8 protein-coding genes and 1 pseudogene are annotated in these 8,984 nt (G+C 61.0%); 8 read left to right on the forward strand and 1 reads right to left on the reverse strand.

Features of this window, described 5'->3' with window-relative positions; all coding sequences use genetic code 11:
• Positions 1-2: 2 nt before the first annotated feature.
• From nrdJ to ACFVYI_RS35230, 7 genes are all read left to right on the forward strand, one after another.
• Entirely contained in the window at positions 3-2,009 is a 2,007-nt protein-coding gene (gene nrdJ, locus ACFVYI_RS35200) for a ribonucleoside-triphosphate reductase, adenosylcobalamin-dependent (RefSeq protein ID WP_387893164.1), read from the forward strand.
• Between the two features lie 71 nt (positions 2,010-2,080).
• Entirely contained in the window at positions 2,081-2,620 is a 540-nt protein-coding gene (locus ACFVYI_RS35205; protein WP_387893167.1) for a hypothetical protein, read from the forward strand.
• Positions 2,621-2,695: 75 nt separating this feature from the next.
• Positions 2,696-3,397 carry an FAD-dependent thymidylate synthase gene (gene thyX / locus ACFVYI_RS35210; RefSeq protein WP_387893170.1) on the forward strand — a complete coding sequence of 234 codons (702 nt, stop codon included), beginning with the start codon at positions 2,696-2,698 and terminating at the stop codon, positions 3,395-3,397.
• 400 nt (positions 3,398-3,797) lie between these two features.
• Positions 3,798-3,980, forward strand: coding sequence for a hypothetical protein (locus tag ACFVYI_RS35215; protein ID WP_387893172.1), 183 nt, complete (start codon positions 3,798-3,800; stop codon positions 3,978-3,980).
• Positions 3,981-4,074: 94 nt separating this feature from the next.
• Positions 4,075-5,871 (forward strand): DNA polymerase, encoded by a 1,797-nt coding sequence (locus ACFVYI_RS35220; protein WP_387893174.1) that lies wholly within the window; start codon positions 4,075-4,077, stop codon positions 5,869-5,871.
• Between the two features lie 126 nt (positions 5,872-5,997).
• Entirely contained in the window at positions 5,998-6,243 is a 246-nt protein-coding gene (locus ACFVYI_RS35225) for a hypothetical protein (protein ID WP_387893175.1), read from the forward strand.
• Positions 6,244-6,570: 327 nt separating this feature from the next.
• Complete coding sequence (locus ACFVYI_RS35230) at positions 6,571-7,017, forward strand: deoxycytidylate deaminase (protein WP_387893176.1); 447 nt, start codon at positions 6,571-6,573, stop codon at positions 7,015-7,017.
• Positions 7,018-7,066: 49 nt separating this feature from the next.
• On the opposite strand, the gene ACFVYI_RS35235 is transcribed toward ACFVYI_RS35230, so the two are convergent.
• Positions 7,067-8,605 carry a recombinase family protein gene (locus tag ACFVYI_RS35235; protein ID WP_387893179.1) on the reverse strand — a complete coding sequence of 513 codons (1,539 nt, stop codon included), beginning with the start codon at positions 8,603-8,605 and terminating at the stop codon, positions 7,067-7,069.
• A gap of 142 nt (positions 8,606-8,747) precedes the next feature.
• On the opposite strand from ACFVYI_RS35235, the pseudogene ACFVYI_RS35240 reads away from it, so the two are divergent.
• Positions 8,748-8,984: pseudogene (locus ACFVYI_RS35240) on the forward strand (hypothetical protein); the annotation flags it as partial.

Here is an 8,984-nt window from a genome sequence, read left to right on the forward strand (position 1 = left end):
GCATGACCTTCAAGACTGAGACCGCTCGGACCGTCTATGAACGCACTTACCGTCGTGAGAAGCCGAACGGTGAACTGGAGACCTGGCCCGAGACCGTAGAGCGGGCGGTGACCGGAAACCTCAACCTGGTCGATGACCGGTACATTGAACCAGGCGAGCGTGAGAGCCTGACCGCCCTCATCCAGGGGTTTCGGGTGATGCCTGCCGGCCGGCACCTGAAGTCCTCTGGGGTGAACGACTTCGCACTCAACAACTGCTGGGCCGCGGGTTGGAGTCCGGAGAAGCCGGAGGAGCATTTCACCTTCACCCTCCTTCGCCTGGCCGAGGGAGGCGGCGTAGGAGCGAACTACTCAAATCGCTACCTCCACGACTTCCCGACCGTCGAGAACGCACTCAAGGTGCACGTCGTTTGCGATCCGGCCCACCCGGATTACCTGGACATGGTTGAGGCCGGGCTGATCTCCACTGAGTACGCCCACACCTGGGCCGGCGCCTACAGCGTCGAGGACTCCCGGGAGGGTTGGGCCGAGGCCCTGGGCGATTTGATCCGCACCGCCCACCGTGATGACGTAGTGCACCAGGACCGCGTGTACGACGTGACCCGAGTCCGCCACAAGGGCGCCGCGCTCCGCTCCTTCGGCGGCACGGCCTCTGGCCCTGCACCGTTCGCCGAGATGTTGGCTGAGGTCGGCAGGATCCTGGCGGACGCTGCCGGCTGGCCGCTCTCCGGCATGGACGCGATGAGCATCGACCACGAGATTGCTCGGTGCATCGTCTCGGGTGGTGTCCGTCGCTCTGCTCGGATGGCGATCATGCATTGGGAGGATTCTCAGATCGAGATGTTCCTCTCCTGCAAGGCCGACATGACTCGGCACTGGACCACGAACATCTCCGTTGAGGTGGACGAACGCTTCATCGAGCAGGCGGAGGCCGGAAACTCCAAGGCGGCCCTGGTCCTCGACCAGCTTGCCGCGGGCGCTCGCGGCAACGGGGAACCGGGCTTCTGGAACTCGGACTTGACCGCCGTCGGCGAGGTGGACGGCACCTACACCACCAATCCATGCGGTGAGGCCACGCTTACCGCATGGGAGCCCTGCAACCTGGGCTCGATCAACCTCGCCGAGTTCGTGGACCGGTACGGCTTCATCGACTTCGATGGACTCCACCAGGCGCACAGGCTTCTTACGCGCTACCTGATCCGGGCAACGTGCGCCCCGGTCGCCGACCCGAAGTCAGCTGAGGCCATCGCGCGGTACCGCCGGATCGGAGTGGGCCACCTAGGATTCGCTGATTTCCTCGCAAAGCAGGGCATTCTTTACACAGAGGCCGAAGACGACGCGACCGTGCGAAGTGCGCTCGCCCTTATGGCCGACTGGGTGGACGATGCTGCCGCCGAGTACGCGAACGCCATGCGAATTCCGCGGCCGATCAAGTCCCGAGTCATCGCCCCGACCGGAAGCATCTCCAAGGTGGCCGGCGCCTCCGGCGAGGGCATTCACCTCCCCTTCGCCCTGTACTTCAACCGCCGTATCCGGTTCTCGCTCCTGGAGCCGGAGGAGGTCCGGAAGGTCGAGGAGTACCGCCAGGCCGGCTACCACGTTGAGCCGTGCATCTACGCGGCGAACACCGCCGTGGTCGTCATCCCCACCCGGGATGCCCTGATCAGTGAGGTGCTGGACCCGTCCAGCGTTCAGCACGCCGGCCAGGTGAGTCTTGAGGAGATGCTGAGCGTCCAGCGGCTCTACCAGGAACTGTGGGCCGACCAGGCGGTGAGCTACACAGCCTCGGTGGACCCTGAGCGGTACACCGTCGAAGACGTGAGGCGGGTTCTACTCGACTTCATGCCGGACCTCAAGGGCAGCACCATCTTCCCGGAGCTGTCGCGGGCCCAGGCCCCGTACGAACGCATCACCCGCGAGGAGTATGAGAAGGAGGCAACACGTCTAGGTATTTCGAGTTCTGACACCTCGTATGACGAGGCCTGCGCAAACGGGGCCTGCCCAGTGTAGGCAAGTCACCCAAAAGAACTTGCAGTGCGGGGATTTCTCCGCCATGATGAAAACAGAGGAAGAGAACGCCAATGTCCTCCTACCCGGACCCCTTTGACGAGACCTCCCCGTGGGATGAGCCGCAGCCGGCACCCACCAACGACATGAACCCAACCGCCCCGGAGGCGCCTGTGACCACTCCTGCCAGCACCACCCCAACTTCCGCCCCGTTCAAGATCGGCTTCACTCTCAAGGCGGCTGCCGGCTATGACGCTGAGTGGCTTACTCCTGCGGTTTGGGGTCACTCGGCCGAAGAGACCGCAAAGCGCGGCGCCGAGCTTCTAACTGCAATGAAGAATGAGGGCCTGATCGACCTCACGGCGAAGGCCGCGGACTACGCCCGAGGGCAGTACAAGGGTGGTGGTGGCGGCAATACGGCCCCAAAGCGGTTCGAGAATGGGCGGGTGACTGCCAAGGCGGCGCCGTCCGGTCTGGGTGACGACGACTGCCCGCACGGTCGGAAGCTGGTTGATAAGGGCTCGTGGTCCGCGATGTTCTGCCAGGCCCAGAACAAGGGCGACCAGTGTGAACCGCTGTGGAAGCAGAAGGACGGAACTTTCAAGGCCAAGTAAGGGTATTTATTTTGCCCTCAAACTTACAATGCGGGGGTCGGGCTCCGGCCCGACCCCCTATCAGCCAGGAGAGTTATGGAACTTCGTTCCGATATGCAGGCCAGCCTGATCAAGCATGCTGCCGAAGACGGTGACGTGACTTGCGCAGCCAGAGTCTCCACCCTTGGTGGAGAGGCACGCTACGAGACATCTGATGATGGCGCCGGCCTAATCAACTACCTCATGCGGGATCGACACGGCAGCCCTTTTGAGCACACCAGCTTCACGTTCTACGTTGAGGCCCCAATCTTCGTGGCGCGTGAATTCATGCGTCATAGGGCCGGATGGTCGTACAACGAGGAGAGCGGGCGCTACAAGGAGCTTCAGCCCGTCTTTTACGTGCCGGATGACCATCGCAAGCTCGTTCAGGTGGGTAAGCCTGGTCGCTACGAATTTGAGGACGGTACCGAGCTTCAGCGCACTGCGCTGAGTCGCGACCTCTACTCGGCCTACTCCTGGGCCTCTGAGCACTACCGGTCGCTCCTGAGTCGCGGTATTGCGCGAGAAGTCGCCCGAATAGTGCTTCCAGTGGGCCTCTACACCTCGTTCTATGCAACTTGCAACGCACGAAGCCTGATGCACTTCCTGAGCCTTCGGACGAAGAACTCTTCGGCCAAGGTCCCCTCTTTTCCACAGCGAGAAATTGAGATGGTCGCTGAGTCGATGGAAGAGCAATTTAAGAAGCTCATGCCGGTGACCTACGCCGCATTCAACACACACGGAAGGATCGCCCCGTGAAACTCCTTGGCCCCTTCGTGGCCCTGGTCGCCGTCCTCGGGATCCTCGTTGGATCCCTCTGGATCTGGGCATCGGCCCCTTGCGAGCTGTGGTCCTGGTCCCGGACAGGCGACATGCCGGCCCGATGCCTTAATGAGCTTCGATGAGTCGGCTCATGCACTTTTACGTTGAGGGCTGGGAAAACGGGGGCGTGGAACTAACTCACGGCCCTTGCAAGGAGCCGGTGGCCTCCGGTGGGTGTACTTGCTGCGACGGTCAGATGGTGACTCTCTTTGACCTCGTGCAAGCTTCCAAAGACCATCTCTGCGAGGAGAAGGTGGCTTGCTAGAAGTTCTTTATCACGTACCCGGCATTTTGCTGGGGTACATCATTGGTCGTCTTCTCCTGGAGTGGGTAAAGCGTGGCTGACAAGATTCGAGTGACCGTCGTTTACGAGTACGAGCCGGACATGAAGGACTACCCGGGGTGTGAGGACGTGCACGCCGCTGCACGGCTCGATGCCGGTGAGAACGACATTCGGCACTACCCCGAAGCGTACGACGGCGACATTGTCTCTGTCGTCTACGAGGGAATCCACGGCTGATGGCCGCAACCATCGTTACGTGGAGTGCTATTGGGTTTGCCGTGATTTACCTGATCGCCCACATCTATCTTGAATCCCGTAAGTAAGGAGTCCCGTGCAGGTCATCACCTACAACATTCGGCGACAGCCTGTACGAATCAACGTCGTAGAAACGGTGATGGACCTCTGGGGCTTCATCGACTTCGTAGAGACCAATCCCGTAATGGGATTCGACACGGAGACGACCGGGCTTAACTGGTGGGATGCTGACCGCGGGTTTCGAATCCGACTCGCCCAGTTCGGGAATGCTCACGAGAGCTGGGTTCTGCCGGTAGAACTCGACCAGGAGTTTCGTGAGGCCGCCTCGTGGGCTCTCCGACGAGCTCGGAGGCTCATTGCGCACAATGCCAACTTTGACCAGCATGTTTCGGAAGAGACCCTAGGCGTCTCTCTGGAAGAGCTGGCACCGAAAACGTTGTGTACCAAGATTACAGCCCACCTCGTTGACCCTCGCCAGGTCAAGGAACAGGGACCAGGTCTAAAGCTGGAAGAGCTCACGAAGTTTTACATCGACGCCACTCTTGCCGAAGAGGTAAAGGGAAGCATGACCCGAATAGCCAAGCGCTATAAGGTCAAGAAGGCCGACGTATGGCCTGTCGTGGAGACTTTCGATTCGGAATATTTGCTCTACGCAGGTATGGATCCCGTACTTGCCTTCCGGCTGTTTCACATCCTGTATCCGCTCGTCCCATTGCGGAGCAAACGTAAGGGTCTGTTCGGGTGGGAACACCGCCTTGCTCATGTCGTGGCCAAGATGGAACGGCTCGGATACCTCTTGGATGTGGGATACGCCGAAGCCAGGGTAGAGGAGCTAAAGACCGAGCAGGATCGATGGGAAGCCCACGCTGCCCGGTTTGGTGTCGAAAACGTCAACTCGGACAAGCAGCTCATTGAGGCCTTCACCGGGTTCGGGGTCAAGTTGACGAAGAAAACGCCCAAGGGCAACTGGTCAATGGATGCGGAAGTCCTGGACAGCATCGAACACCCACTTGCTGAGGCCGTGAAGAAGTCAACCAAGGCCGGAAAGTGGCGAACCACCTGGTTTGAGAATGCGCTCAATGGACGGGACTCCCGTAATCGCGTGCATGCATCGGTGAATTCTCTCCAAACCAGGACAGCCAGGATGAGTATTACGGGCAGTGTGCCGGCCCAGACGTTCCCTGCCGGGGATGGGTATGTCCGACACATGTTTCTGGCCGAAGAGGGTCATGTGAGTGTGAGCATCGACTTCGGAAACATGGAGCTTCGGTTCCTGGCTGCCGAAAGCCGTGACCCGGTCATGATAGATGCATTCCTTCATGACAAGGACCTTCACCAGATCACGGCTGACGCTGCTGAGGTCACGCGAAAGACTGGGAAAATGGCCAACTTTCTCACGGTGTTTGGGGGCGGCCCAAAGGCGCTGGTTGAACAGGGTGGCGTGAGCCTGGAAGTCGCCCGTAGGACAATTGACGCCTTTAATGACACCTACAAGTACGTTGGCAAGCTCGCTGAGCGACTAATGGTAGAGGCTCGAAAGACGGGCTTCATCTTCACCGTCACAGGCCGACGCCTTCCGGTCGACCGCGGGAAAGCATACGCCGCCCTCAACTACTACATCCAAAGTGGAAGCCGCGACATCACTGCCCGAGCCGTTATTAACCTCGATGCAGCCGGATACACCCCTTGGATGCGCCTCATTGTGCATGACGAAATCGTCTTTAGCTTCCCCAAGGAGCGAGCGGCCGAACTTGCCAAGAAGGCGGCCCAAATCATGGAGTTCACGGTAAAGGGGGTTCTGGTTCCGGCTGACGCTGAGATCGGGGAACAATCCTGGGGGTCGGTGCTGGAGCTGGAAGAGAGCAAGCACTGATAGAAGACATTGAAGACTGCGAGAACTGTCAGAACGCCGATGCAATCGGCCTATTCCTTATAGACCACGTAGATGCCGGCCTCTGTGCCGAATGCGCTGAAGACAATGATGCCGAGGAGTGGACCTATGAGTGAGAATCCGCAGGATCCCTTTGCCGAGATTCTGGGTGGGATTGAAGAGCAGTTCGGTCAGGCTCTCTTTGAGAAGCGGGCTGTAGCCGCTGTGCTTGCTGCAAGGGCCACCGGCGTTGTCTACGTCGAAGCCGTCTCAAACGGCGTCCCTCACGAGCTGGCCCAGGCGATGGCTGCGGAGTTCTGGGATGCCGAGACCGGTCGGGCCGGCATCGAGGAGCCCGAGAGCGACGAAGAGTGAGACGACCGCTCCTGATCGGGGCCGCTGTAGCGCTCGCTGCGGTGGCCCTGGTGGGCTGCGACGACCGGAAGTGTCTCGAAGCCCACACCACCCTAATGACGACCGTCGTAGCAGGCCCGAAAGGCCAGACGCACGTGCAACTCACCCCAGTGACCTTCTGCGACAGGTACGAGGAGAGACCTTGATCGTGATCCGGTACGACGGATCCGTAGTGATCTGCATCCACGACGGGGCCCCCTGTCCCCGCTGTCAGACCCCAGAGAAGGACTGGCCGGCGATCTGGCGAACCAGATGGACCCTGGTACAGGAGCCCGCTGAGGAGGGCCCGTGAGCTGTCACCACAGGGGCTATGGACGGCCTTGGGCCCGTCCGTGTTGGGACTGCTACTTCCTGGGCCTGGCGGAGGCCGTGAAGGCCCGCGGAGACTGCGTGAGGAAGCTGGTCGGTGCCGTCCTCGTTGGCGAGGACCGCCGAGTCCTCAGCACGGGCTACAACGGCTCCGCACCGGGACAGCCGAGCTGCAAGGCCGGCGGATGCGATCGATGCCTCTCAGGGGCCCCACACGGCTCCAGTTACGAGGGCTGCATCGAGTACCACGCTGAGTGGAACGCGATCCTTTGGTCTCGCCCGGAGGAGCGGGCCGGCGCCACGCTCTACGTCACGTGGGAGCCCTGCGGCGACTGCCTGAAGCTCATTGCAGGGGTGGGCGTGGTACGAGTCGTCTGGACCGACCCTGCCGGCTCGCAACACGAGCTGATACCTGGTACCAAGTAACACGACGGACCCCCCGCACTTCGATTGCGGGGGGTCCGTTTCGTGTCTGTCAGGCTTCAGCCGGCTCCAACTCGTTGCTCCCGGTGAGCGGTACCTTCACCAGCCAAGCTGTCTTGCTTCCGACCATCATCCGGAAGCCGGAGTCAATGAGCTGCTTTCGCTGGCCTTCAAGATCCAGGGTTCGCCACAGCGCCAGATACGTCATGCCCTGGCCCTGTTCGACCCAGGCCGACGGGATGCGAGGCATGGCCTCAAGCGCCACCCTTCGGGCCTTGTAGCCGTCCATCCGGCTGCGGTAGCCGGATGGGTCATGGTCCCAGTCGCCTTCCTCATCCTGGCGGCGAAGGCGGTCCATGCGCTTCAGGACCTCAGCAAGCTCCTGGCTGGAGTCGCTACCCGGCACCCACACGCGCTTCGTCACCTCCGTGTGGCCGTACTCCTGAAGGAAGTGGATCTCAACCATCTCTTCCACCACCTCAGCCCGGCAGCTGACACCTGTGCATCGGTTCTCCTTGGGCCATGCACCACATTGGTAGTACCGATATACAACCTCAATGCCTTCGTCGTTCACGACGCGCGAGACCTTGTGAACGGCCTTGGCGGAGCATTCTCCGCAGTGAGCCACCCCATACATGGGCGAGGTGTCGTTGACCCTCCGTTCGCCAGTCCGGCGCCGGCGGTCAACTGCCGCTTGCAGAGTCGACCACTCCTCTGACGTGAACACCGGAGGAGCAAGCAGGATGGGCAAGCCATTTTCGTCGTGTATGACCTCCTTGCGATGCTTCTTGTGGCCCAGGCAGGCTTCGTCCGTAAGCACGTTCCTTACAGAGGTCTCAGACCAACGTTCTGGTGTGCCTTCCGCCCCGCGGCGAGCCCTCACCGGCTTGCCCTTGGCTACCCGGCCTCGGTCCCGGGCGGTCAGGACGCCCTCAGCGTTCAACCGTTGGGCAATCTTCGTGAACGTGACGTCACGATCGTTGATCATCTCCCCGCGCATTCGGTGGAGCTCGGTCACCGCCTCCTCTTCCAGCTCAAGGTAGGCGGCCGTCTTCCCGTTCTCGTACCTGTGGACGATCTTGTAGCCGTATGGGGCGATACCTCCGGGCCACCGGTTGGTGTATCGGCGACGATCGTGCGAGTCCTGGACTCGTTGCTTGATCCGCTCCAGCTCCTTGTGAGGGCCCAAGCTCTTCACGTGCAGAATGGCGCGACCCTCGGGGGTCTGCATCTGGTTGGTGAACTCCGGGTCGTCCAGAACGACGATCAACTTGCCCCACTTCAGGACCTCAAAGACGAGGGCCATCACGTGGGGTTCACTTCGACTCAGGCGGTCCTGAGTGGTGACCCAGATCTCATCCCAGCGTTCTCGATTGTGTTCCTGAAGCCAGGGGCCGAGCTTTGGACGATTCAGAGGATCCACGTCCCCCGAGACGCTGAGGTCTTCTGTGTCACCCACGATGATCACGCCCTCTTCGTGGGCGCGAGCGCGGAGCTTCTTGTCCTGGGCCTCGATGGAATCTGAGACTTCGCCCTTGTCGTCGGAGATGCGCTTGGCGAGCAACACCCGACGTAGTTGGTTCTGTGGCATCCGAGCAGCTTGCTGCCTGGTGTCACTCTCTGTCAACAGTCCGTCATTTCGGGCGCTATGTGCGGGTCAAAAGTACTTGACTTGATGAACCTTTCATGTGCACGATTGCTTCAGCATCTCAACCTTTCATGTGGAGCAGAGAATGTCAGAACGAGTGATCCCCGTCACAGGTCGTGAGTGGCACCTGGTCGAGCGCCCGCAGGGTTGGCCGGCCGTCACGGACTTCGCGCTGGTCGAGGCGCCGGTCCGGACCCCGGGGCCGGGCGAGATCCTGGTCCGCAACGCCTACCTCTCGGTGGACCCGTACATGAGGGGTCGGATGTCCCAGCTCGACATGGAAGTTGAGTTGGGTGCAAAGCCCGGTATCCGAGGCCGGATG

Origin of the sequence: Kitasatospora sp. NPDC058218 (assembly GCF_042882445.1) — a bacterium.
Taxonomy (GTDB): Bacteria; Actinomycetota; Actinomycetes; order Streptomycetales; family Streptomycetaceae; genus Kitasatospora.